Origin of the sequence: Pseudonocardia yunnanensis (assembly GCF_039534065.1) — a bacterium.
Classification (GTDB): Bacteria; Actinomycetota; Actinomycetes; order Mycobacteriales; family Pseudonocardiaceae; genus Pseudonocardia; species Pseudonocardia yunnanensis.
Map to the genome: position 1 here is coordinate 115,508 of NZ_BAAAUS010000004.1, position 23,590 is coordinate 139,097.

Sequence of the window (23,590 nt, forward strand, 5' to 3'; positions counted from 1 at the left end):
GGATGGATCACCTAGGGGTGTCGGACTTCACCGAGCGGAGGCTCGCTCGTCTGACCGGCGGTGCTGATATGCATCCGACCGGCACCGCCTACGGCGAGCTGTTCCCCACGGCCTACTCGACCCCCGTGCCCTCCCCCGACGGCAGCCTGGTCGCCTGGGTCTCCGACCGCGACGGCCGCCCGCGCGCGTGGGTGGGGGTGCTGCCCCCCGACGGCGGCCCCATCGTCGAGCCCGAGTCCCCGCTGCCCGTCGAGGGCGACGTACAGGCCCTCACCTGGTCGCCCGACGGCACCTGGCTGGCCTTCCAGACCGCGATGTACGGAGGCGAGCGCACGCGCGTCCAGGTGCTCACCCCCAACGGCAGCGAGTCGCGTCAGCTCGCTCCCGGGGCGGCCGCCGTGACGCTCGGGGCGTGGTCCCACAACGGCCGCCAGCTCGGCGTCACCGTCTTCCCGGAAGGGGCGGGCGACGGCCAGGCCTGTCTGGTCGACCTGCGCGACGGCACGTCCACGGTGCTCGCCGCCGGCCCCGCCGCCCGGGTCTGCGCAGTGAGCGGCGACGGCAGGCGCGCGGTGGTGCGGCTCGGTCGCCGCGGCGAGCGGCGGCTGGAGCTGGTGGACCTGCACAGCGGGCAGCGCACCGAGCTGCTGCCCGGCGGTGCCACGATCGCCGACGCCAGGTTCGGCATCACCGGCCGCCAGCTCTACGTCCACACCGATGCGGGCCGAGAGCGTCCTGCGCTGCTCGTGGTCACCCTGCTGGGCAGCACCGAGCTGTCCACCGCGTACCCGGTCGCCGAGCGGCCCGACGACGACCTCGACCTCGTGGCGCTCGACCCTGCCGGCGCGCGCGCCGCGCTCGTCTGGAACGTCGACGGGCGCAGCGAGATCGAGCTGCTCGACCTGCGCTCCGGGATGCTCGAGCCCGTGGTCCCCGTACCCGGCGATGTGGTCACCGGGCTGGCCTTCAGCCGCGACGGGCGCGCGCTGCTCGCCGCCAACGAGGGCCCGACCACTCCGCCGCAGCTCGCCCGGATCGGGCTCGAGACCTACGGGGACGCCACCCCGCTCCTGCCTGCCGAGCCGGGCGACGGCGAGTCGCTCGTCGCCCCGACGCTCCACGAGTTCCGCGCCGAGGACGGCCTGCTGCTGTCCGGGTGGCTGTTCCGGCCCTCCGGGGTGCTCGGGCCGCTGCCCACACTCATCTGGCTGCACGGCGGCCCTGAGGCGCAGGAACGGCCCACCTTCCAGCCGCTGTTCCAGGCGCTGCTCGCCGAGGGCGTGGCGGTCTTCGCCCCCAACGTCCGCGGCTCGGGCGGCTACGGACGCAGCTTCGCCTGCGCCGACGACCACGAGCGCCGGTTCGTCGCGATCACCGACGTGCGGGCCGCCGTCGACTTCCTCGTGTCGGCGCGGCTCGCCCATCCCGGCCGGGTCGGCGTCTCGGGCCGCTCCTACGGTGGCTACCTCGCGCTCGTCGCGCTGGCCTGGTTCCCGGAGCTGTTCGCCGTGGGCGTCGACATCTGCGGCATCTCCGACTTCGCCACCTTCTACGCCTCCACGGAGCCCTGGATCGCCGAGGCGGCCACCACCAAGTACGGCGACCCGCGCTCGGACGCCGCACTGCTGCGGGAGCTCTCCCCGATCCACCGGGTCGACCGCATCACCGCGCCGCTGCTGGTGGTACACGGCGCACACGACACCAACGTGCCGCTCGTGGAGGCCCAGCAGGTGGTGGACGCCCTCCGCGAGCGCGGAGCGTCGCCGGGCTTCCTGCTCTTCCACGACGAGGGCCACGAGGTGCACGGCACCGACAACAAGATCGTGTTCGTCCGCGAGGTGGTGCGGTGGGTCACCGCGAACCTCACCGATGTGGGCGTGCAGACGGCCTGACCGGGCCGCCCGCGGCGAGCGCTACAGCTTGCTGAAGGACTGGATGATCGTGGTGCCGTCGTCGTTCGTCCCGACGACGAAGCGGTACGGCTCGTGGGTGGTGGTGCCGTTCTTCTCGACGAACACGATCGTGGCCTGCACGGTGTTGTCGCCGGTCTGCCGAGGGTCCTGCACACTCACCGACTGCATCCGCCCGTAGAAGCCGTCGTACCCGCTCCGCCCACCGGACGCACTCTGCGCCGCCGGGCTCAGCAGCGCGAATGCGGCGTCGGTGTTGCCCGGGAGCAGCGAGTAGTAGTTCTGGACGAAGGCGACCGGGTCGCCGGATGCGACGTTCTTGTCGGGCTCCGGGGTGGGCGTCACGGTCGGTGTCGGCGCCTGGGTGGTGGTGGGCGCCGGCTCGGAGGTACGCGGCGCCGTGGTGGCAGCCGGGGCGGGGGCCGGTGGCGCGGCCGCACTGGTGGGGGCGGAAGGCGGAGCGGCCTGCTGGTTCCCAGGATCGTCGGGGCCGCCCCCTGACGTCAGTATCGCCGCGGCGACACCGCCGCCGATCACGAGCAGCGCCACGAGCGCGATCAGGCCGGATCGCCAGCGGCGAGGACGAGAAGGACCGGGCTCGGACGCGGGCCGGGACGTCTGCGGCGAGGTGGGAGGGGGCGGTGGCGCGATCGGCGGCGCCGCGGCGGTGGGTGCGGCGGCCATGGCAAGGGTGTTGCTCGTGCCACCGGCAGCAGCCGCTGCGAACGCAGGCACTGCCGGCCCGCCGTCGCGGCCCTCCGCCACAGCGGCCAGCACATCGCGGGCCTGCATCGCCGACGGACGCTCGGTGGGTTCCCGGCTCAGCAGCCACATGATCACGGCCGTGAGCGGGCCGGACTTCTTCGGCGGCCGCACCTCGCCCATGGCGACCTTGTGCAGCAGCGCGTACGCGTTGTCGTCGAGCCCGAAGGGCGGGGTGCCCTCCGCCGCCGCGTAGAGCGTGGCGCCGAGCGCGAACACGTCGGACGCCGCGGTGGGATCTCCGCCCCGGGCCACCTCGGGCGAGAGGAACGCCGGGGTGCCGGCGATCAGCCCGGTGCGGGTGAGCTGCACGTCGTCGACCGCGCGGGAGACACCGAAGTCGGTGAGCTTGACCCGCCCGTCCTCACCGAGGAGGACGTTGCCCGGCTTGACGTCGCGGTGCACCACACCGGCCAGGTGAGCAGCGGCCAGCCCGTCGGCCACCTGGCGGCCCACGTCGGCGACCTGCCGCGGCTCCAGCGCGCCCTTCTCCGCAAGCACCTGGGCCAGCGACTTCGACGGGAGGTACTCCATCACCAGCCAGGGCCGGTCCTCGTGCACCACGACGTCGAACATGCTGATCACGTGCGGATGTTGCAGGCGGGCCCCGATCCGGCCCTCCCGCAGGATCCGCTGGCGCGACTCCTCCAGCGCATCGTTGCCGGCGGGGGTGTCCGGGGCGGCCGCGGCGAGCAGCTCTTTCACAGCGACCGTGCGGTTGAGCAGCTCGTCGGTGCTGCGCCACACAGCACCCATGGCGCCGGCCCCGATCCGCTCGTCCAGGCGGTATCGGTTGCCGACGCGGATGGGGGTCTCCTCGGACTGCGAGCGCTCGCTCATCGCCCGTCAGGGTAGCGATGACCATTCCCCCCGTGACGACGGCGGTCCCGATCTCACTCCGTTATCACGACATGGTTACGAAGGCAGGTCCAGCTTGCGTGCGCAGGCAGGCCAGGAGCCGTATCCGCCCCGGTCGTCGCGCACGCGGGTGGCAACTGTGATCTGTTGCTCACGCGTGGCGCGGTGGGCCGACGGGGCGAACTCCGTTCCCCCGTACGCGCGCCAGGTACTGGCGTCGAACTGCAAGCCGCCGTAGTAGCCGTTGCCGGTGTCGATCGCCCAGTCGCCCGACGACTCGCACTGGGCGAGCCGGTCCCAGACCGGCTCGGCCGCCGGTGGGGTGCGCGGCCGCGGCGGAGCAGCGGGCGGCGGCGGCGGTTCGGCCGGTGGGAGCGGAGGCGGCGGTGCAGCCGTGGCTGCCGACGGCGGTTCAGGGGAAGCGGTCGGCGGCACATTCGTGGGCGAGCGCGGCTCCGGGGTGGTCGACGGCGCAGGAGGCGCGGTCGGCTCCGGGGCGCCGGACTCCCCGGCACCCCTGCGACCCGGCGGTCCGTAGCCCGCAGCCGCGTCGTCCAGCACCAGCACCCAGTCGGCCGCGTCCGCCTCACCGGCAGGGGGCGTGAACGTCGTGGTGCCGCGGCCCGGCACGGCGTCGAGCTCGGTGGCCCGCCCGGTCCGGGGATCGAACCACCAGGGCCGCGCGGTCTCACCCGCGAGACGTGCGAGATCGACGGTGATCGGGGCGCCGACCGGCGTGTAGGCGAGGAATGTGGAGCGGTCGGCGGCCAGTGCACCGTGGATGCGCCGGGGTCCGCTCTCGGCGTCGATCACCACATCGGCGAGCTCCGTGTGCGGCCGCGACTCCACAAGGGCGCGGAGATGGCCCAGTTGCGCCGCAGCGGAGGCATCCACCGCCGAGGGGCGGGCAGGGCCTGGGGCGGGCTCCTGGGCCTCCTCAGGCCGATAGGAAGCGCCCGCGGCGCCGCCGAGCACGGCTCGGTACGCGGCGCGGCGAACGTCCGGCGGCGCGGACCCGCCGTCGCACGCATCGGCGACGAACGGCCGCCCGGCCGCATAGGCGGCGGCGATGAGCTCCGAAGACTCGTCGGACTCGTCGTCGTTTTCGCATAAGTGGCCGAGGAGGTCGAAGCCCGCCCCCTCGGCGCTGCCGGGATGGTGGGTCATGAGCTGCTCTCCCCCGCCCGCCCTGATCCCCGTGGCCACTGACCTCCGGACGTCCTGTGTGCCGTCGGCCGGGGCGGCGCCCAGCACCCAGACCACGTTGGTGGCCTTCGCATAACGCGCCCCGAGGAGCTCGCCGTACGCGTCGGCGTCGGCGTCGCCCGGCACCGGCTGCAGCGCCACGACGAGGCCACGTCGCGCGGCCTCGTCCACCACGACGTCCAGCCGCTCCCACTCGTCGTCGCCTGCCTCGCGAGTAGGGGCCACCGTCCGGACCACCGTGAAGCCCTGTGCCGATCGGGTGTCCAGGTACGCGTCGAGCCGCGGTCGATCAAGGTCGGCGAGCGGGCCCGGGGCAGAGTCGCTCAGCCAGAAGAACGGTGCGTGGCCTCGCGTGAAGGTGTGCCCATCCGGCCCGATCCGCACGAGGCCGCCGCGGCACCCGCTTGCGTCGAGGGTGCCGATGTCGGGCGCGCCGGTCTCCCCGCTGCGCGCACGCACGGACGCGCCGGTGAGGTAACCGTCGCACCCCAGGAGCACGGCCGCAGGCACTGCCGGCGCAGCCCGTGAGCCGCTCACCACCAGCGCGCCGCCCAGCACGACGGCCACGGCGAGCACGGTGAGCACCGGCGGCAGGACGGCGCCGCAGCGGCGCTGAAGGAGCACGGGCGGAAGCTAGGAAGGCGGGTGCGCGGCGCGAGGCCGAATGACGGATTCCGCTGCGCGGGCCCGGGCGCGGGGTCTGCGGCCCGTCGCAGGTCAGCCCCCGGAGATCACCGAAACTCACCCCTGACGTGCGGTGACCATACTTTTTGCGTCTGTTACCGAACACTCTCGGCGTGTTCGCGCCGTCCGTCCGCATGACCGTTCGGCGACTCGATTGCAGTATTCCTTACGAGATGTACGCCGTGAGGGTGATCGAGGCGACGATGACACCCGTTGGAGGAGGCGTAGGGGGATCATCGGTGCTGGTGGTTCAACCACGCGCGACGACGAAGGTGGAGAGTAGATGAAGATCTCGGACATTCTCGCCGCAAAGGGGCGAACCGTGCATTCCGTGTTGCCGTGGCTCACGGTGGGCGAGGTCGTCGAGCGGCTCGGCAGGCTCGGCGTCGGCGCGGTGCTCGTGTGCGACGAGAACCGGACGATCCGTGGCATCGTCTCCGAGCGCGATATCGTCCGGGCCCTTGGCCGGGATGGCGCCGCCCTGCTCGACAAGCAGGTCAGCGACGTGATGACGCGCCATGTCAGCACCTGCGCGCCCGACGAGACCGTGGCTCATGCGATGGCCCGGATGACGGCCGGGCGCTACCGCCACCTGCCCGTGATGCAGGGTGGCGAACTGGTGGGCATGGTCAGCATCGGCGACCTGGTGAAGAACCGGCTCAGGGAGATGGAACTCGAAACGGGCGTGCTCCGCGACGCCGTGATCGCCCGCTACTGATCTGCAGTTTCTTTGACGGCTGCGCTCCCGCCCAGCAAATTCGTGGGCGGGAGCGCCGTCATGTCGATCAGTCGAACTCAGGGCCCTCGGTACGGGTCCTCTTGAGCTCGAAGAAATGCGGGTAGGCCGCCAGCAGACGGGCACCGTCGAACACCTTGCCGGCGTCCTCGCCACGCGGGATTCGGGAGAGCACGGGGCCGAAGAAGGCCACGCCGTTCACGTGGATCGTGGGCGTACCCACGTCCAGACCCACCGGCTCCATGCCCCGCTTGTGGCTGGCGCGCAGCTCCTCGTCGTACTCGGTGCTGGTGGCGGCGTCGGCCAGGGCGGCGGGCAGGTCGAGTTCGGCGAGCGCCTCCTTGATGACGACGTCGAAGTCCTTGTTGCCCCCGTTGTGGATGCGCGTGCCCATAGCGGTGTAAAGGGGCTCGAGGATCTCCTGCCCGTGGTCGCGGGCCGCGGCGATGGCCACGCGCACCGGCGCCCACGCGCGGTCCATCATCTCGCGGTAGGTCTCCGGAAGATCGCGGTCCTCGTTGAGCACGGACAGACTCATCACGTGCCAGTCGATCCGCACGTCGCGGACCTCGCGGACCTCCAGCATCCATCGGGAGGTGATCCACGCCCATGGGCAGAGCGGGTCGAACCAGAAGTCGACGTGAGCGGTCTCGGTGGGGGTGGGGGTCTCGGTGCTGATCGCGGTCGTCACTGTCTCTCCGATCGGGGAACGCGGCACTGCACGGCTATCCGCACAACCTGGACAAGGTCGACGGGATTCCCGCTCCCCGATCCCGGGCATCCCGGGCGCACTCGTGGTTGGATCGGCAGCCACTGCGCCGACCGGATCCGGCCGACCCGAGGGTGGGCCGAGCGAGGTGGCCGACCCACAGCAGGACGACCCGAGGTAGGAGAGCCGAGACCGCATGCCCCCGCCCAACCTGACACGAGCCGACGCCGAGCGGCGGGCCGCTCTGCTGAATGTCTCCGACTACGCGGTCGAGCTCGACCTGACCGACGGTGGCGGCAAGCCCGGCGAGACGACCTTCGCCAGCACCACGACCGTGCGCTTCAGCTGCAGTGAGCCCGGCACGGGCAGCTGGATCGACTTCGTGGGCGCGGGGGTCGACTCGGCCACGCTGAACGGCAAGCCGCTCGACGTCAGCGGCTACCGCGAGGACGACGGCATCGCCCTGCCCGCTCTGGCTGCCGAGAACGAGCTGCGCGTGGAGGCCACGGGCCGGTACATGAACACCGGCGAAGGGCTGCACCGGTTCGTCGACCCGGTCGACGGCGGCGTGTATCTCTACTCCCAGTTCGAGACGGCCGACGCCAAGCGCATGTTCGCCTGCTTCGACCAGCCGGACCTCAAGGCCCGCTACGCGCTGACGGTCACCGCTCCCGCGGACTGGAAGGTCGTCTCCAACGCCGTCATCGAGGAGACCGGCGATGCGGCCGGTGGTGCGGCGGTCCACCGCTTCGCCACCAGCGAGGTCATGAGCACCTACCTGGTGGCGCTGATCGCCGGACCCTATGCGGACTGGCACGCCACCTACTCGGACGAGCTCGGCGAGATTCCGCTCGGCATCTACTGCCGGGCCTCGCTGGCCCCGCACATGGATGCGGAGCGGCTGTTCACCGAGACCAGGCAGGGCTTCGACTTCTACCACCGCAACTTCGGCGTCCGGTACCCGTTCGGGAAGTACGACCAGCTCTTCGTGCCGGAGTTCAACGCCGGTGCCATGGAGAACGCGGGCGCGGTGACGTTCCTGGAGGACTACGTCTTCCGCTCGCGCGTCACCCGCTTCCTCTACGAGCGCCGCGCAGAGACCGTGCTGCACGAGATGGCGCACATGTGGTTCGGCGACCTCGTCACCATGCGCTGGTGGGACGACCTGTGGCTGAACGAGTCGTTCGCCACCTGGGCGTCGGTGCTCTGCCAGGCCGAGGCCACCGAATACACCGAGGCCTGGACCACGTTCGCCAACGTCGAGAAGTCGTGGGCGTACCGCCAGGACCAGCTGCCCTCCACCCACCCGGTGGCCGCCGACATCCCCGACCTGCAGGCCGTCGAGGTGAACTTCGACGGCATCACCTACGCCAAGGGCGCGTCGGTGCTCAAGCAGCTCGTCGCCTACGTCGGGCTCACCCCCTTCCTGGCCGGGCTGCGCAGCTACTTCGCCGCGCACGCCTGGGGCAACGCCACCTTCGACGACCTGCTCGGCGCGCTGGAGGAGGCGTCGGGCCGCGACCTCTCCGGCTGGGGAGCCCAGTGGCTGCGCACCACCGGGCTGAACCTGCTCCGGCCGTCGTTCGAGGTGGACGCCGAGGGCCGCTTCACGCGGTTCGAGGTGGTGCAGGGCGGTGCGCGCCCGGGCGCCGGCGAGCTGCGCACCCACCGCATCGCGGTCGGCGTGTACGACGACACCGACGACCAGGCCGGGAGCAAGCTCATCCGGACCCACCGCGTCGAGGTGGACGTCTCCGGCGAGCGCACGGAGGTGCCGGAGCTGGTGGGCGTGCCGCGGGGCAAGCTCGTGCTCGTCAACGACGACGACCTCACCTACTGCGCGCTCCGCCTGGACCCCGACTCGCTCGCCACGCTCGTGGACCGCATCGGTGACATCGCCGAACCGCTACCCCGCACCCTGTGCTGGTCGGCGGCCTGGGAGATGACCCGCGAGGCAGAGCTCAAGGCGCGCGACTTCGTCACGCTCATCGCGGGCGGGTTCGGAGCCGAGTCGGAGATCGGCGTGGTGCAGCGGCTGCTGCTGCAGGCTCAGACCGCCCTCGGCTCCTACGCGGAGGAGGGGTGGGCGAAGGAGCGCGGCTGGCCACTGCTCGTGGACGCACTGCGGTTCCGGCTCGACACAGCGCCTGCCGCATCCGACGCCCAGCTCACCACGGTGAACGCGCTCGCGGCGAGCGTCCTGCCGAGCAGCGTGCTCGACCGGATGCGCAGCTGGCTGCTCCAGCCGGAGAACAACCCGGACGTCCCGGAGGGGCTCACGCTCGACACCGACCTGCGCTGGCGGCTGTTGCAGGCGCTGGTCGCCCACGGTGTTCTGGGCGAGGCCGAGATCGCGGAGGAGCTCGAGCGCGACCCCACCTCCACGGGTCAGCGGCAGGGCGAGCGGGCCCGCGCGCTGCTGCCCACGGCCGAGGCGAAGGAACGCGCCTGGGATCGCGCCGTGCACGACGACGAGATCCCGAACGCCGTTCAGGAGGCGATCATCAGCGGGTTCAGCCACCCCACACAGCGCGCCCTGCTGAGCGGTTACGTCCAGCGCTACTTCGACGAGGTGGCGGAGGTCTGGGCCAGGCGCACGAGCGAACGGGCGCAGTCGGTGGTGCTGGGCCTGTTCCCGTCGTGGGCCGTCGAGCGGTCCACGGTCGAGGCGGCGGACAGGTGGCTCGCCGACGAGTCTCACCCGCCGGCACTTCGGCGGCTGGTCTCCGAGGGGCGCGCCGGGATCATCCGGGCCCTCGGGGCGCGGGAGTTCGACCGGAGCTGACGCGCCGCCACGACGCGTCGCTCTGAAACGCCAATGCGACGTGGCAACCAGCGCAGGTCGCCCCCGCGGTCACGCTGGTTGCCACGTCGCCGGCTTGCGGCGCGCTACGCGCGCCGCTCGATCGGGCGGGGAGCGAGTACGGCTTTCCGTGCCCTGCCTGAGAGTTCCGCCACGAGCCTTTCCAGCGGGCCCTGCCCCACGAACCGCCGCCACAGCAGCGCGAACACGCACGCACCGACGATCAGCACCAGGTACAGCAGCCCGGCCTCGTCGTCCAGCACGCCGGTGGCGAGCACCAGCACGTGCGCGGTGTAGATCGTGAGAGCCATCGTCCCCGCCACCGTGATCGGCCGCAGCAGACGCGCGATCAACGGAACACGCACCAGGAGCAGCGAGCCTCCGATCAGCGCCATCGCGGACCCGATGGTGTTGATCATGTCGATCCAGCTGGTGGAGTGGGATGCAGGCAGCGCGAGCCACCACCACGAGCTGACGGGGGTGAGATCGTCTCCGTCCCACAAGAGGTAGGACGACGCCGGGTCGCCGTCGAAGTCGCCGAGCGTTGACAGCGTGTGGATACCGCCCAGCCCGTACAGCAGGGGCAACGCGATGGCCCACGCCACGACCACGAGCGCGATCCCGCCGAACAGCAGGCGGCGGGCCACCAGCGCCGACGACAGGTCACTACGCCCGATGGCGAGCCCCACGCAGATGTAGGCGAGGTAGGCCAGCACCGGGTAGTAGCCGGTCAGGAACAGCACCTGGAACAGACCGACCGGATCGGTGAACAGAGTTGCGAACGTGGGGTTGTCGTCGGGCCTGGGGAGCCCGGCGAAGATCATCGCTGTGTTCAGCAATGGCGCGATGATCGCCAGTGCGATCGCAATGCGGACCAGCACCCGTGGCCGCAGCCGAAGCAGCGGAATCGCGAGCAGGAAGAGCACGGCGTAGTAGGGGAGGATGATGTCGACGTCGTCGCTGAAGCCGATCGCGAGACCGATCGCCCCGATCACGATGGCACGCACCAAGATGCCCGTGCGCATGGCGGACAGGTCCCGCCCCTCCAACGGCCGCTGCCGTCCGGAGATGAGCGCCAGGCTCACTCCCGCGATCATCGCGAACGACGCGGCAGAGCGACCCGCCGCCACAATGGTCGCGGCGGTCGGCGCCCCGTTGTCGTCGACGGCGTCGAACACGTGCGTGGCGATCATTCCGATCAGGGCCAGCCCTCTGGCGAGGTCGACCCCCTCGATACGTGCCCGGCGCGCCGGTGCACGGCTTTCCGTCTCGGTGGTGCTCTCAGTCATCTGTCCACCACTTTCACGATGTCGCCAGTTCTGACCGATCCGGATATTCATGATTCCGAAATGACGGTCGCCCGAACTTCGGGAAGTAGCGGGTGCGAACTATTTCTGTGGAGCCGGCAAGCAGGTACCACGGGAACTATTTCCCCCTCTAATAGTGTGGAGTGTTCGCCCGGTCTCCGGTGCGGACCGGATGCGCTGAGGTGCGGGTCTTCGGACGACAGAACGAACGAAGGCGCGACCTCGCGCAACTACCCGTCCACCTCGAGTGTGTCCCCACCAGCACACGTGGCCGGGGTGCGATCGGCTCGGCATTGTGGCGAGAACCACTGGCCCGGTTCGACGAACTGGCGATATGCATCGTGAAAGCGCCCCGCGATCAGAGAATACGGAATTTCGATCATTCCGGTATTCCTTGATCGCGGGGCGCTATCAGCTGTCCGGATAATGGCCACGGCTCGTGCGGAGGACGACCGGCTGCGCGCCGCATCGGTCCGCGCCGTGCGTCAGGCGACGCTCAGTTCGTGCTGACCCTCTCGAACCTCTGAAGCGGGGTTGCCACTCCACCGTGCGTGGGGCGGCACTTCCTCGCCCTTCATGAGGAAGGAGTGCGCTTCGATCACGGCGCCGTCGCCAACGTTGGTGCCGTAGTGGATGAAGGCGTTGACCCCGAGGGTGCAGCCGTTGCCGATCGTAGAGCGGTCGGACTTGAACGCGCCGTCCTCCTGCGAGTGGCACTGGACGTTGCTCGACAGGTTGAGGGTGCAGTCGTCGCCGATGGTGACGAGCGTGCGCTCGGTCATGGTGAGGCCGTCGTCGAAGAGGCGGCGGCCGACCTTCACGCCCAGCATGCGCCAGACCATGCCCTTGAACGGAGTGCCGTTGAACAGCTGGATGTAGGTCTGAGCAGGCACCTTCCAGTACCGCTCGTGCCGCCAGAACGCGCGGTCGTAGATCGAGCAGATCCGCGGCTCCAAGCTCCGGAAACGCATGACGAGGCGTTCGACGAGCACCCAGTAGAAGACCGTGAACAGGATGGTGACGACGCTCGACAGCGCCAGCGCCAGCTGGCTCGTCCACCCGAAGTACAGCTCCGCGGAGGCGGCGTCGAGCAGCAGGACACCGAGGAAGAACACCCACCGCACCATCAGGTACAGCGCCATGGTGACGATGTTGTGCCTGTTCTTGGTGGACAGGCTGCGGCGCAGCTGCGCCCGGCTCAGGCGACTCGCCTTCACGTCACGCTCGACCGATCGCGGGATCTGGAAGCTGGGCGCGCCCAGCAGACCCACGCCCTCCCGGACCTTGCCGCCGGTCGGAACCATCACCTTCGTCGCGAGCAGGCAGTTGTCACCCACCGTGCTCTGCGCGGAGTAGGCGATGTTGTTGCCGAGGAAGCTGCGCGCTCCCAGTGCCACCCGCGACAGCCGGAAGGAGGTGCTGGAGAAGTCGGCGTTGATGAAGGACACGCCGTCCGCGACCATCGTTCCGCTACCCACGGCGGACAGGAACGGGTTCTCGTGGCGCACCTCCATGCCGAAGTTCGAGCCCGTCTGCACGACCTTGCCGAGGTCGTAGCCGATCCAGCGCAGGTATTTCACGATGTAGGAGCTGTCGCCGAAGAGCCAGGTGAAGAACCGGACGTTGGTCATCCGCGCGATCGACTTGTGCAGCCCGTAGTGGAATCCGTACAGGGGATAGACCTTGTCAGGCTTGATCGCGAGGTTGAGCAGGCGCGGGATGGTGCCCACCACGAGCAGGCCGATCACCACGAAGCCACCGAACGCCACCGCCGAGGTGATCAGGATGTCGCGGTAGAACGTCCAGGTCGTGAGGGCCATCGGCCCGGGGTTCAGCACGGTGTTGAGCTGCGGAACCTCGCCCAGCGCCAGCACCAGGACGGTGATCAGCAGCGGCATGGCCACCACCAGCACCGACAGGATCTGCGAGAACCCGAACCAGGCGCTGCGCAGCCTGCCGCCCGGCGCCCGCTCGACCACGCGGTAGGTAGCGCCGCACGGCTCTGCGGGCGAGCCGTCCCAGCTCTCGCCTGCCGGCACGGACTGCCCGCTGTGCAGAGAGGAGGCGTGGCCCAGCTGCGCCCCGTCGCCCATCGACGCACCGATGTCGACCAGCGACATCTCCCCGATGAACACGTTCTTGCCCAGGGTCACCGGCCCGGTCTGGATCACGCCGTCATGGGCCCGGTAGCCGGAGAAGAACGAGTCCTTACGGATCACCGTGCCCTCTCCGATCGTGAGCAGGTCGGTGCACACCGGAAAGGTGCGGGAGAAGATCGCGACGTTCCGTCCGATCTTCGCGCCGAGCGCCCGCAGGTAGAGGTTGAGGATCGGCGAGGCCGTGCTCGTCCGCGAGCGGGCACCGATCAACAACAGCAGAGGGTTCGCGCGGATCATCGTCTTGACGATCCAGAACCTGAGGTACTTGAGGCTCCAGATCGGGATCTCCTGAGCCTTCCACCGCCCGACGAGCACCCACTTCACCACGATCGGCAGCAGGCTCAGGGCGACGAAGGTCCCGGCACCGAACTCCAGCGCCCGCACGTAGACGTCCAGCAGGCCGGAGCCGGCGGAGACCCAGTTGTAACCACCGTCGATGATCAATCCGGCGAGGTAGGAGTAGCCGAGGAACACCAAAGCCTGCAGCGCTCCGCAGAAGAGGTACTGCAGCGTGCCCGCCCGCTTCGTCGTGCCGGCCACGCTCTCGGCGCCGGCCGTCTGCTCGGTGCCGGTCGGCTCCACGCGTGGGATCAACACGGTCTGCGGCTCTGCGACGACCACGGGCGCGGCGGGCGCGGCATCGGCGAACGCCGCCGCGAGGCTGCTGATCGTCGGGTACCGGTAGACGTCCTTCATCGACACGGTCGGGAGATCGGGCCGCTTCCGCAGCCGGGCACAGAACCGTGCCATCACCAATGAGTCGACGCCCAGATCGTCGAAGAAGTGGCTGTCGGGCGAGACCCGCTCCACTCCCACCACCTCGGCGAGGACCTCCGCGAGCGCTGTCGCGGCCGTCGGAGCCGCTGCAGGCCGCCGCCTGGGTGTCGGCGAAGGCTTGACAGGCGCGGTCGAGCCGGCCGACACATCAGGCGTCGGCATCGGAGCCGGCGTCGGAGCCGACTCGTCCGTCGGAGCCGGCCTGGGTGTCGGAGTCGGAGTCGGCTTGGGCGCCGGTGCCGAGTCGGCTGTCGGCATCGGCGCGGGCGTCGACGACGCCTTGGGCGGCGCTTTCGGCCCCACCGACGGCGCCGGCCTGGCCGTCGCGGCCGACTTGGTCGTCGGAACCGGGCCCGGGGGCACCTCGAAGGCGGTGGCCAGGCCTCGGATCGTCGGGTGGCGGTAGACGTCCTTCATCGACACCGTCGGGAGATCGGGCCGCTTCCGGAGCCGGGCGCAGAACTGGGCCATCACCAGTGAGTCGGCGCCCAGGTCGTCGAAGACGTTGCTCTCCGGTTCCACCCGCTCGACCTTCATGATGTCGGCGAGGACTTCTGCGAGCAGCGTCTCCGTGCTCGGCATGGGGCTGGTGCGGCCGACTCGAGTGGCTGAGTAATCAATCACTTCGGTCAGGGCCTCGACATGCTCTCCCACGAACGTGAGCTCCTTCAGTCAAAGTTGGTCATGCCGTGCGGCATGCGGGAAGGCGTGCGGAAAAGCACTTCAACTACCCGCGTGAAATGCTTCCGTGGTGTCACTCACAATGCCTACAGGTACCGTCAGCGAAACCAACCGCCTATCGCGTCACCATGTTCTCCCGGTAAAAGGCGGGTTCAATACGCCTCGAGCACCGGGACAGGAGACCGCGACAGTGGTCAGGAATCGGCGGCCGGGAGTTTCGGCACGTGGTTGCCACGGTGACTCTGCGAGTCGACTCTCTGCCGAACGGCAAGAACAACGAAGCCAACCACGCCGCAACCATGAGCCGAACCGGCCACCCAAGGGCCTTCCGGCGATCCTGCAGTTACTGGCATGATTGTCTCCTCATCTCCGACAGGCATTCGGCCGCTCACTTGAACCGATTGCAGTGGTGAAGCGTTAGCCGGCCGCAGTGAGATGCCGGCCACCAGGACGTTCTCGACGACGATGTCGCCCGCTGCGTGCTCCTGCGCGGCGTCGCGCGGGAGTCATCCAGCTAAGTTGAACTGCTCCACTCTTCGAGGAATACGTCGTAGCCGTTGAGTTGGCTCATCACTGTGATCGACGCCACCGCTGCACGGGCTTGTGCACGGCGATTCCGGCGGCTGTCCTGTATTGATGTGGCAATTGCCCGCAGTGCCAGGCTTCGGATCGGCGCGGTAGCAGAAACCGGGGCGCGGGGCTTCGCCGAGTGACGGGAAAGACAGGCGACGGTCGAGAGCGCCGCGTCTGACCCAGGCCCGCCGCGCTCGCCACCCTCGGCGCCCGGGAGGCGATCGCACGGGCGGACAGCAGCCTGACGGCGGCCCACGGGCGGGTGACGCCGTGCGTTGTAGGGACCCGCCTGGCGCCGGCTCTGGGGCGCTCTCAGCGGCATCCCACAACGGCACTCAGGGGCTGGGCGGGCTCGTCGGGAAGGCCGCCTGGAGCGCCTGGTCCCGCACACCCGTGAACATGACGCCGGGGCCGCGCCTCGGCTGCGCCACGCACGGCGGCGAGAACCCACGCCGTGCGAGCGACGATCGTTCGCGCTTTCGGCCACTCCCCGCAGAGGGGGTCCACCCGGGGACGAACTCGGAGTCGTCTCGACAGGACGGCCGGGGCCGGTCAGGACAAACCACTGACGGGCGAAATCGATGGGTGTTGCTGCTGGTGTGGCCGTCGATCAGGCCACGATCGCCGCAGCGGGGTGACTCGGCGATGAGCCACATCCGTCTGCGATTTGCGGCGACTCGTCATCAGAGGGCTGCACCGGAGTCGTCCGGGCCTCGTACACCGCCCTCGTGGTGGCTACTTCCCTATCGCGGGTCATAGGACCGTGGTTCCGGTCCCGTGGCCTCGCGGGCACATCGAAATCAGGCCGTCCAGGTAGCGGCGACGGACTCCTCGGCAAGCACGTCCTCGCCGTACAGGTCGTGCAGCCAGTTGGTCTGGTAGACGGTGTCGAGGTAACGCTCGCCCAGGTCAGGGGCGATGGTCACCGCCGTCACATCGGGCGAGCCGTGCTGCTCGAGCCAACGGGTCGCGCCACTGACCGCCGTGCCGGTGGAGCCTCCGAACAGGAAGCCACGCCTGGCCAGTCGGTGGCAGGCCCGGATGGTGTCCGCCTCCTCGACGAGCACCACCTCGTCGATGTAGGACTCGTCGAGCAGCGGCGGACGAACGCTGGTGCCCAGACCGGGGATCATGCGGCGGCCAGGAGCGCCACCGAAGGTCACCGAACCCACGCTGTCCACCGCGACGATCCGCACCGGGCGGTGCCACTCCTTGAAGAAGCGGGCGCAGCCCATGAGGGTTCCGGTGGTGCCCGCCCCGACGAACAGCACATCCAGCAGCGGGAACTCGCGAGCGATCGCCGGCGCCGTGGTGCGGTAGTGCGCCTGCCAGTTGCCCGGGTTGGTGTACTGGTTGAGCCACACGTACCGGTCGTCAGAGGCGCACATCGCGCGGACGTAGTCGATACGCGCACCGAGGAAGCCGCCCACGGCGTCCGGCTCGGAGATGATGTGCACCCGGCTACCCAGCGCCTCCATCAGTCGCCTGGTGGAGAGGTTGCACCGGGAGTCGGTCACGCACAGGAACTGGTAGCCCTTGCTCGCCGCGATCATGCTGATCGCCACGCCGAGGTTGCCGGACGACGACTCGATCAGGATCGACCCCGGGGTGAGGATCCCGTCGCGCTCGGCGGCCTCGATCATCTCGCTCGCGGCCTTGAGCTTGATGGAGCCGGCGAAGTTGAATCCCTCGCACTTGAGGAACAGCGACTGCCCGAAGATCGAGCGCAGGTCGACGTAGAGCTCGTCCTCGTTGAAGCGCTGGGGAACGGAGATCACAGGCACGATTGCCTCCTCATCTGCAGCAGTGCATTCGGCCGCTCACCCGTACCGACGCAGCTCATGAAAGAAATTATCGATGACATGCAGCTCTCCAGAGCGGGTCACCTCGTCGTAGACGTACTTGCCTACTGCGAGGTCGAGCACCCCGAGGCCGAAGGGCGAGAACACAACGGGCCGGTCCACCGGCACCGTTACCCTTCCGGCCATTACGTCGTCCAATGTGCCGTGCAGGAAGTCCCGGTTGCCCGTGAGCTGTTCGGCCAGATGCGGTGAGGTGTTGGCCTTGAGACAATGCTCGACATCGTCCACGATGTTGGTCGACGCGAGCACGATCTCCGGCGCGACATCGCGCAGCGACACGTGCAGCACCAGCGGGTTGTGTTCTAACCAGGACACGTTTTCTACGTGCGGTTGGCTCGCCACTGTGGCGAAGACCACCAGATCACTGGAGCGGATCAGATCCTCGGCATTGTCGTACACCGTGATGCGCCCGGCGGTGCCGGACTGTTCGAGATATCCGCGGAATCCGGCCGCGCTGTCGGCGGACAGGTCGAAGACACCGACCTCGTCGAATGACCATCCGCTGCCGGCCAGAAAAGTGTGAATGTAGCGGGCGATCAGGCCCACGCCGAAGAACCCGACGCGGGTGGGCCGCTCCCGGCCGCGGCTGAGCCAGTCGGCTGCCAGTGCCGCCGAGGCAGCCGTCCTGGTAGCACTGATGATCGAGCTCTCCAGGCAGGCGAACGGGTAGCCGGTGTCGTGGTCGTTGAGGATCAGCACCGCCGACGCCCGCGGGATGCCGGCCGCCACGTTCTCAGGAAAGCTCGAGATCCATTTCAGACCGTCCACCCGTGCCTGTCCGCCGATGGAGGCCGGCAGCGCGATGATGCGGTCGTTGGGGCGGTCGGGAAAGCGCAGGAAGTAGGACGGCGGGTTCACCGAGTCACCGGCGCCGTGCAGCCGGTAGGTGGCTTCCACCACTTCCATGACCTGCTTCTCGTGGCCCTGCAGCGCGCGCTGCACCTGGGCACCCGAGATCACCGCGAACGGTGGCACGGTAAGGGCGCCGGGAGTCGATGGAGTGGACGGGACGGCGGTCATCCGGCTGTCACCCCGCCGGTCGGCGAGACGTCGCCGAGTCGCACCGCGTCAGCCATTCCGACGAGCACTTCACGCGGCCCCTCGTAGGCCTCCCGGCTGTGCGCGCTGCGGATGTTGTCGACGAGCATCAGGTCGCCCGCCTGCCACGGCTCCCGCGCGGTGTGGGCGTCGTAGATGCCGGTGAGCAGCTCGACGACGTCCTGGCTGATCGGGTCGCCGTTGCCGAAGCGGGTGTTGAACGGCAGCCCGTCCTCGCCGTAGACGTCCACGAGGTACTCGTGCACCTCCGGATCCATCGTCCACTCGTTGAGGAAGGCGATCTGGTTGAACCAGCAGCGCTGGCCGGTGACCGGGTGGCGTACCACCGCACTGCGACGCTGACGGGTGCGCAGCTCGCCGTCGGGCTGCCACTCGAACTCGATCGCGTTGGCACGGCAGTAGCTCTCGACAGCAGCGCGGTCGTCGGTGCCGAATGCGTCGGCGTAGGACGCCCCGATGTCCTCGTTGTACGCGCGGGTGAGCAGCCAGCCTTCCCGCTCGAACCGCTCGACCAGCTGAGGGGGCAAGGCGTTGAGCACGGTCGGCGAGTCGGCCACCCCGGTCGCCCCGCCTGCCGAGGCCGCGCCCAAGCACGCGAAGAGCATCATCCCCGGGAACTCGAGCGCGTAGCTCAGTTCGTGATGCATGCACATCGGCTGGTTCGGTGGCCACTTCGACGAGGAGTACACGCCGTCCGAGTAGACCTGCCGAGCCGCGAAGGCCTCCCGCTCGGTCATCAGTCCGGTGGTGGTCAGCCGCTGGAACACCGCGGCCACCTCCGCCGCGTCGCGCAGCCCGAGGCCGCGGACCAGGACCGAACCGTGGTCGGCGACGACGGCGCGTAGCGCGTCCCGGCGCTCGGCTGCCCAGCCCGGCGCATCGCCGGTGGGCTCGGCCCGCAACATCGGCGGCTTGCCGGGCCGCAGATCCACGTCGAGCAGTGACGCCGCGGATGAGGACGACATCTCTCGTTCCTTCCAGTTGCTATTCAAGAAGAAGTCAGTAGTTCGGCGGCTGCCAACACGGCCTGGGCCGCCTCGGTGGGACGGGTCCGCAGGAAGTAGTGGCCGCCCGCACCGATCTCGTGCAGCTCGACGTGCTCGGCCAACAGCTCCCACTCCCGGTACCTGCGCGGGAACTCCGCGGTGCTCGGATCGTCATCGGCGAGAACCGCCGTGACCGGGGCGGTCAGCTTCACCGCCGGTGGGTTGTCCAGAACCTCGGCGAAGTACTGCAGTGCGGTCCCGTAGTCGTGCCGATAAGCCGCACCGACGTGCTCGGCTCGCTGCGCATCGAGCTCACCCAGCTCGGTGTAACCGCTATCCGCGCTCAGGCCTGCGGCGATGTCGGCGTTGCTGCGGCCGTCCAGTGCGGCGAGGGCCGCGCGCCGGTCCGTTGCGCTGCCGAGCAGCTGTGCCGCGAGGAACACCCGCTGGACGGCCACGCCGCGCTCCTGCAGAACTCTGGCCGTCTCCACCGCCGGCGCGGTGCCCGAGGAGTGGCCCCACAGCAGGACCTTCGTCAAGCCGCGCCGGGTGATCTCGTCGACCACCTGCTCGACGACCTGCGCCATCGGCGCGAATGGCTCGCGCTCGGCGGCCAGGTCGTGACCGGGCAGCTCCACGGCATAGACCCCGAGCCCGCTGTCGCGCAGCGCCGAGGCCATCGGCTGGTAGTTCACCGCGTTGCCACCGGCGTAGGGGAAGCAGACCAACGCGCCCGCGTCCGCACCGTCCGATGCCGACAGTTGCTGGAGCAGCCCGGAACGCCGCTCGGACCTGCCGTCGACGAACTCGGCCAGGTCGGCGAGGACGGGGTAGCGGGTGATGTCCTTGAGGGACACCGTCCGCTTCAGCGTGACCGCCAGCTTCACCGCCGACAGCGAGTTGCCGCCCCGGTCGAAGAAGTGGTCGGCCCGGCCGATCTGGTCCGCCGGAACCTTGAGCACCTTGGCCCACGCGGCCGCGAGGCGTTCCTCTGTCGGCGTCTGCGGGGCGTCGTACGCCTGCTCGACGGTCTCCAGCTCGCCGGCCAGCTTGGTCAGCGACTTCTTGTCGATCTTGCTGTTGGCGGTCAGCGGCAGGCTCTCCTGCCAGTGGAACGCCGCCGGCACCATGTAGAACGGCAACGACTCACCCAGTCGGTCACGCAAGACGTCGACGTCGAGCGGCTGCCTGGCCGAGTAAAAGGCCACCAGCTGCTTGCTCTGGTCCGCCCGCTCCGCGACCACCACCGCGCCGTCACGGACACCGGGCACCCGCAGCAGGGTGTTCTCGATCTCGCCGATCTCGATCCGGAAGCCCGAGATCTTGACCTGGGAGTCCTTGCGGCCCAGGAAGTCCAGCTTCCCGCCCGGCAGCCACCGCCCGTAGTCACCGCCCAGATAGAGGCGCTCACCGGGCCGGTGCGGATCGGTCAGGTAAGCCTGCGCGGTGCGCTCCGGGTCGTTCACATAGCCCCGGCCCACGCAGACACCGGCGAAAACGATCAGCCCGGGCGCACCGAGCGGCACCGGCTGGAGGTTCTCGTCGACGACGTAGACGTTCATGTTGGGCGATGCCGGACCCAGCGGGACGCGGTCTCCGTCGGGTGCGTGGTCCATGACCTCGTGGTTGGTGTCGTCGGAGGTCTCGGTGAGCCCGTAGGCGTTGACCAGCTTGATCCCGGGCTCGGCGGCGAACCAGCGCTGGGTCAGTTCCTTCTTCAGCGCCTCACCGGTGGCCGACACGCAGTGCAACTCGGGCAGCTTGCGGGGGTGTTGTTCCAGGTAGGTCAGCACGACCTCGAGGTAGGAGGGCACCACCTGCAACACGGCGATCCGCTGATCGATCACCTTCTCGACGAACCGTTGGACGTCGAGGATCACGTCCTGCTCGATGATCACCGTGCGGCCACCGACCATCAGCGCGGAGATCAGCTGCCACAGCGAGATGTCGAAGCACTGCGGCGCGACCTGACCGACGACCTGCCCCTCACCGATCTCGCAGGCATCGATCTTGGCGAACAGGTGGTTGAGCATCCCCGCCTGCTCACACATGGCGCCCTTGGGCTGCCCGGTGGAGCCGGAGGTGAAGTAGATGTAGGCCAACTGGTCCGGGGTCACGGCGACACCGAGGTCACCCTCGGCGTGATCCTCGGCGTAGGCGGTGTCGACGAACACCGTCTGCACACCCGGCAACGACTCGACCGCCTTGTCCAACGTGGTCGTGTTACCCGGCTCGGTCAGCACCAGCCGGCACTCGGCGCGCGAGATCGTGGTCGCGATCCGATCGGCCGGGAAGTGCGGCTCGATCGGCAGGTAGGCGCCCCCGGCCTTGAACACCGCCAGCACCGCGGCCATCCAGTCCAGGTTGCGCTCGGTCACCACCGCCACGACGTCCTCGCGGCGCAGCCCCCGCGCCAGCAGAGCCCGCCCCAACCGGTTGGCCCGGGCGTTGAGCTCCCGGTAGGTCCACTCCCGCTCCCCGTGCACCGCCGCGACCGCGTCCGGGTGGGCCTGCACCCGCTGCTCGAACAACTCGTGGAACCGATACGGCGGCAGCTCACGCCGCGCCCCGACCAGCTCCTCGAGCTGATACCGCGCCTCTTCGGCCGACAACAGACTCTGCCGTGCGTGCTCGGCATCCGGGTCGGCGACGATCAAACCCAGCGCGGTGAGGTGGTAGCCCGCGACCCTGGCCGCGTAGTCCGCGTCGAGCACGTCGGTGCGGTACCGCAGCCGCAGCACCATCCGCCCGCCTGACTGCGGGGTGCTCACTCGGAGCACGGTGTCCTCGGCGAGGTCGCCGCCATCGCCCGCCGGGTCGAGCACGGTCTCGAAGGGCGGCTCGGTCAGGCCCAGCTCGCCACGGAGGCCATCGACCGGGAAGTCCTTGTGCGCAGCCAGGTCCGTCTCGACCCGGTGCGCGTCCACGAGAAGCGTCCGCCACGAGTCCGACTCGGTCGTGAGCCTGCACGGCAGCGGTCCGCCGCCTGCGGCGACGTAGCCGGTGACGACCTCCTGCTCACCCGACAGAGCCGCGAGCACCTTGACATGCGCGGCCAGCAGCACCGAACCGAGCGACACAGCCTGCTCGCCCGCGAGGCCGCGCATGGCCGTCACGAGCTCGTCAGGAACCGGCACCTCGTGCTCGGCGACGCCGGGTGCCGAGTCCTGGGTCCACCGCGGGATCGCCGTGAACCCACCGGCGACGAGCACCCCACGCCAGTAATCCCGGCTGCCCTCCGCTGGCATTCCCATTCCAGTCTTCCCTTCACGCACCGTGGTCACGGTGTCACTTTCCGCCAACCTGGACGGTGGCGCGATTGTCATCAATCTCCCGGGCGGGATTTCCGCCCCAACGGGCCTGCGGCAGGACGTCCTCGCCCTTCATCAAGAAGGAGTCCGGAGCGAGAACCGCCCCCTCACCCATCGTGACTCCGTAGTGGACCGAGGAACCGACCCCGAGCGTGCATCCGGTGCCGATCGAGTGGCTCTGCAACCGGCTTCCGGCATTGAACGTGCGACTGTCGCCGACCGCGGTGAGGGTCTTCTCGATGATTGCGAGAAGCAGCCGGGCAACGTTCTTGAACGGCGTGTCGTCGAACGGCTTCGGGTGCACGGACCGCTTCCAGAAGCGCTCGTGCCACCAGAAGTGACTCACCGCACTCTCCACCAGCACGAGGTAGCAGATCCCGAACAGCAGGGCGAACACACCGGCTCCCGCCATCACTGCTACACCGAACGAGCCATAGCGGACCGCGGTGGTCAGCAGGACGAGGGAGATCACGTAGAAGACGAACCACCGTGCAACCAAGAACAATCCCATGCCGCCGGCAATGTCGTACCGTGTTTTCGCGGCGATCGTGCGACGTTGCCGACCCTGTTCGAGGCGGGCCGGCCGCGTGCCCCGCTGCACCGATCGGGGAATCTCGAAGCTGTTCGATCCGAGATCGCCCGTATTTGTCCAAATCTCACCGTCGACCGGGATTGCGACCTTGGTCGCAAGGGGGCAGCACAAGAACCTCCGGGCGCTGGAATGCCCCGTGACGGGCGCCACCCGGTAGTCCTCCCCCGCCAGCCGAGCCGGCGACCCCAGCCGCGTGACGTCCGCAAGCACGCCGGTAAGGCCACGTTCGGTGCTGGTCAACGATTCGGCGTAGCCGCCATGGGTGGTCAAAGACCCACCCTGGGCGGTTTGGGATTCGGCCACGACGCCTGTCAGGACCTCGGTCGACTCTCCCACTACGCGGGCTCCTTGCACAGGAAGTTGACAATTTTCGGGCAGGCTCCGGTGAGCTCACCGGAGAGCCGCTCCGACGTGTCCGAAGAAAGATCCGCAAAGTGACCTACATCGCTCCCGAGATCAGGAATGAACAGCTGCCGGAGGGAACCTGGAGCACTTGGCCAAGATTCCCTCCCGAAACGCGCAACCGGCACATCCCCCACCACACACGGCGCGCCGAACCCGCCATGTCGGAGCAAGGTCATCAATCCTCCCAACGTGCAAGTACTCAACTTCCTT

General features: G+C 69.2%; 13 protein-coding genes. 3 read left to right on the top strand and 10 right to left on the bottom strand.

All coding sequences use genetic code 11. The features are described 5' to 3' along the window. Positions 1-2: 2 nt before the first annotated feature. Positions 3-1,892: a prolyl oligopeptidase family serine peptidase gene (locus tag ABD743_RS05280; RefSeq protein ID WP_344719411.1), complete on the top strand. Its 1,890-nt coding sequence runs from the start codon at positions 3-5 to the stop codon at positions 1,890-1,892. Between the two features lie 21 nt (positions 1,893-1,913). On the opposite strand, the gene ABD743_RS05285 is transcribed toward ABD743_RS05280, so the two are convergent. After that, complete coding sequence (locus tag ABD743_RS05285; RefSeq protein ID WP_344719413.1) at positions 1,914-3,512, bottom strand: serine/threonine-protein kinase; 1,599 nt, start codon at positions 3,510-3,512, stop codon at positions 1,914-1,916. 75 nt (positions 3,513-3,587) lie between these two features. Then, positions 3,588-5,360 carry a transglycosylase family protein gene (locus ABD743_RS05290; RefSeq protein WP_344719415.1) on the bottom strand — a complete coding sequence of 591 codons (1,773 nt, stop codon included), beginning with the start codon at positions 5,358-5,360 and terminating at the stop codon, positions 3,588-3,590. 343 nt (positions 5,361-5,703) lie between these two features. Here ABD743_RS05290 and ABD743_RS05295 point away from each other — a divergent pair, with 343 nt between their 5' ends. Then, positions 5,704-6,138 carry a CBS domain-containing protein gene (locus ABD743_RS05295; protein ID WP_344719416.1) on the top strand — a complete coding sequence of 145 codons (435 nt, stop codon included), beginning with the start codon at positions 5,704-5,706 and terminating at the stop codon, positions 6,136-6,138. 67 nt (positions 6,139-6,205) lie between these two features. Here ABD743_RS05295 and ABD743_RS05300 read toward each other — a convergent pair whose 3' ends face one another. Beyond that, positions 6,206-6,847: a mycothiol-dependent nitroreductase Rv2466c family protein gene (locus ABD743_RS05300; RefSeq protein WP_344719418.1), complete on the bottom strand. Its 642-nt coding sequence runs from the start codon at positions 6,845-6,847 to the stop codon at positions 6,206-6,208. A gap of 214 nt (positions 6,848-7,061) precedes the next feature. On the opposite strand from ABD743_RS05300, the gene pepN reads away from it, so the two are divergent. Further along, positions 7,062-9,650: an aminopeptidase N gene (pepN, locus tag ABD743_RS05305; RefSeq protein ID WP_344719420.1), complete on the top strand. Its 2,589-nt coding sequence runs from the start codon at positions 7,062-7,064 to the stop codon at positions 9,648-9,650. 104 nt (positions 9,651-9,754) lie between these two features. Here the strand turns inward: pepN and ABD743_RS05310 are convergent, their stop codons facing one another. The 7 genes from ABD743_RS05310 to ABD743_RS05340 form a co-directional block, all read right to left on the bottom strand. After that, the gene (locus ABD743_RS05310; protein ID WP_344719421.1) at positions 9,755-10,957 is read right to left on the bottom strand and encodes a heparan-alpha-glucosaminide N-acetyltransferase domain-containing protein; all 1,203 of its coding nucleotides are present in this window, start codon (positions 10,955-10,957) and stop codon (positions 9,755-9,757) included. Positions 10,958-11,460: 503 nt separating this feature from the next. Continuing rightward, a complete protein-coding gene (locus ABD743_RS05315; protein ID WP_344719423.1) occupies positions 11,461-14,565 on the bottom strand; it encodes a Pls/PosA family non-ribosomal peptide synthetase in 3,105 nt (1,034 codons plus the stop codon). 1,400 nt (positions 14,566-15,965) lie between these two features. Next, entirely contained in the window at positions 15,966-16,949 is a 984-nt protein-coding gene (gene sbnA, locus ABD743_RS05320) for a 2,3-diaminopropionate biosynthesis protein SbnA (protein WP_344719425.1), read from the bottom strand. A 36-nt stretch (positions 16,950-16,985) separates the two neighbouring features. Continuing rightward, entirely contained in the window at positions 16,986-18,047 is a 1,062-nt protein-coding gene (gene sbnB, locus ABD743_RS05325) for a 2,3-diaminopropionate biosynthesis protein SbnB (RefSeq protein ID WP_344719427.1), read from the bottom strand. Beyond that, the gene (locus ABD743_RS05330) at positions 18,044-19,051 is read right to left on the bottom strand and encodes a TauD/TfdA family dioxygenase (RefSeq protein WP_344719429.1); all 1,008 of its coding nucleotides are present in this window, start codon (positions 19,049-19,051) and stop codon (positions 18,044-18,046) included. Before ABD743_RS05330 ends, sbnB begins: the two co-directional genes overlap by 4 nt. Positions 19,052-19,074: 23 nt before the next feature. Continuing rightward, on the bottom strand, positions 19,075-22,326 hold the full coding sequence (locus ABD743_RS05335; protein WP_344719431.1) for a non-ribosomal peptide synthetase: 3,252 nt from the start codon (positions 22,324-22,326) through the stop codon (positions 19,075-19,077). Between the two features lie 34 nt (positions 22,327-22,360). Next, entirely contained in the window at positions 22,361-23,311 is a 951-nt protein-coding gene (locus tag ABD743_RS05340) for a hypothetical protein (protein WP_344719433.1), read from the bottom strand. Positions 23,312-23,590 lie beyond the last annotated feature (279 nt).

What these genes read in the sequence shown, in the direction of transcription:
- sbnB (WP_344719427.1), bottom strand. Translation starts at nt 18,047, where the DNA reads ATGACCGCCGTCCCGTCCACTCCATCGACTCCCGGCGCCCTTACCGTG.
- pepN (WP_344719420.1), top strand. Translation starts at nt 7,062, where the DNA reads ATGCCCCCGCCCAACCTGACACGAGCCGACGCCGAGCGGCGGGCCGCT.
- ABD743_RS05310 (WP_344719421.1), bottom strand. Translation starts at nt 10,957, where the DNA reads ATGACTGAGAGCACCACCGAGACGGAAAGCCGTGCACCGGCGCGCCGG.
- ABD743_RS05280 (WP_344719411.1), top strand. Translation starts at nt 3, where the DNA reads ATGGATCACCTAGGGGTGTCGGACTTCACCGAGCGGAGGCTCGCTCGT.
- ABD743_RS05295 (WP_344719416.1), top strand. Translation starts at nt 5,704, where the DNA reads ATGAAGATCTCGGACATTCTCGCCGCAAAGGGGCGAACCGTGCATTCC.
- ABD743_RS05330 (WP_344719429.1), bottom strand. Translation starts at nt 19,051, where the DNA reads ATGTCGTCCTCATCCGCGGCGTCACTGCTCGACGTGGATCTGCGGCCC.
- ABD743_RS05285 (WP_344719413.1), bottom strand. Translation starts at nt 3,512, where the DNA reads ATGAGCGAGCGCTCGCAGTCCGAGGAGACCCCCATCCGCGTCGGCAAC.
- ABD743_RS05335 (WP_344719431.1), bottom strand. Translation starts at nt 22,326, where the DNA reads ATGGGAATGCCAGCGGAGGGCAGCCGGGATTACTGGCGTGGGGTGCTC.